Source organism: Dietzia sp. UCD-THP, assembly GCF_000349585.1.
Lineage (GTDB): Bacteria > Actinomycetota > Actinomycetes > Mycobacteriales > Mycobacteriaceae > Dietzia > Dietzia natronolimnaea_A.
In genome coordinates, this window is sequence record NZ_AOSR01000178.1 from 1 (window position 1) to 1,701 (window position 1,701).

At 60.7% G+C, this 1,701-nt stretch carries 1 protein-coding gene; it reads left to right on the forward strand.

The features are described from left to right. The first annotated feature begins 154 nt into the window (after nucleotides 1–154). Nucleotides 155–1,522: a glutamine synthetase family protein gene (locus tag H483_RS27490; protein WP_017836512.1), complete on the forward strand. Its 1,368-nt coding sequence runs from the start codon at nucleotides 155–157 to the stop codon at nucleotides 1,520–1,522. Nucleotides 1,523–1,701 lie beyond the last annotated feature (179 nt).

Sequence of the window (1,701 nt, forward strand, 5' to 3'; positions counted from 1 at the left end):
GCCCTCCCCCAGCCCCGCCGCCTACGCCCTTCTTCCCCGGACTGACGTATACGAAAACCACGAGTGACCTCCCGCTCAGGGCGTTCACGATCCCGGGCCGGAAGCACCGTCCCGCTACCCCCCACTCATCTCACGAGAGGATGAAGTCAGCACCATGGATACCGTAAAGTCGATCGACACTCAGCACGAAGAAGTCGTCAAACAACTGGCCGACCAGGGAGTTCGTTATGTGACCGCCGCCTGGATCGACATCATGGGCAGGTCCCGCGCCAAAAGTCATCCGGTGGAGTACCTCCCGAAGCTCATGGCCGGCTTCGCCCGCTATACCCCGCGGGGCATCAATGGCATCGGGGCAATGAGCCCGATTGAGGACGAAGCGACCACAGTGCCCGATCTGAACAGTCTCACTGTTCTGCCCTGGGACAACCGATTCGCCTGGATGGCCGCCGACCTATGGTCCGACAGCGGAGCCGCGTTCGAACTGTGTCCCCGGTCAATCCTAAAGCGACAGATTGCCAAGGCTACTGACCTTGGTTTCACGCCCACCCTGGGGGTCGAGCCCGAGTTCTATGTGTACCGGCCAGGGGATGTGACAGAGGACGGCCTCGGTCTCCTAGCAGTCACCGGCGACATGAAGCCGACCTCCGGTTATGACGTGGAGACGCTCTACGACGTGTCCGACTTCCTTGACGACGCGCTGGAGATGATGCGCGGCATCGGCTTGAAGCCCTTCGCAATGGGCGCTGAGGGCGGGAAGAACCAATTCGAGATCGACTTCCACCATAAAGAACTACTCGAGATGGCCGACAGCCTCACGCTGTTTAAGCTGGGATTGCACCAGGTGGCTAAGAAGCACGGGCTAGCCGTTACCTTTATGCCTAAACCCTTCTCTGCCGACTGGGGTTCAGGCGCCCACATCAACATGGGACTGGAGTTCCTCGACAAACCAGGAACCAGCGTCCTGCGTACCGGCTCAGCCATCCGCGGCGAGTGGAGTTGGACACCGGAGTGCGACTACTTCATCGGCGGCATTTTGAAGCACGCGCGCGCCCTGACCGCAATGACTAATCCCCTGGTCAACTCCTACAAGCGACTCACACCGCGACTCATGGACGGCTCGGAGTCCTGGGCCCCGATCAAGATTGCCCACGGACCAAACAACAGGTCGTGCATGATTCGCCGTCCCGAGAACCGACCTGCAATCGAGCTCCGCAATCCCGACGCCACTGCCAATGTGTACATGGCGAACGCTTTTATTCTTGCGGCCGGCCTAGAGGGCATCGAGCAACGTATCGACCCTGGTCCCGAAATGCTCGGAGTCGCAGCGGAGCGCGCGGACATTGCCGATCTGCCCAAAACCCTCATGGAGGCGGTCGAGGCGATGGACCAGGACGCGTTGGCTCATGAGGTGTTCGGCAGCGGATTTATGCAGGACTACAGCGCGGCCAAACGCGCCGAATGGGAGCAGGACCACCTGCGCGTCAGCGGCGAAGAGCGCGCAAGCAGCCTAGTTTACTACTGAGTCTCGTCACTCCGTGAACGCGCCGCCGCCCCGAAGATTGATGTCCATTCAAACGGAGGGCTGATCCCTGTCACAGAGTCCACTCATTGTGCTCGCCATCTCGAGTCGTGAGTTCGCCGATTATGGCCTCTGGGCGGATATGTACCGCGGGCTACACCAGGCCGGGATCGTCCCGGTAT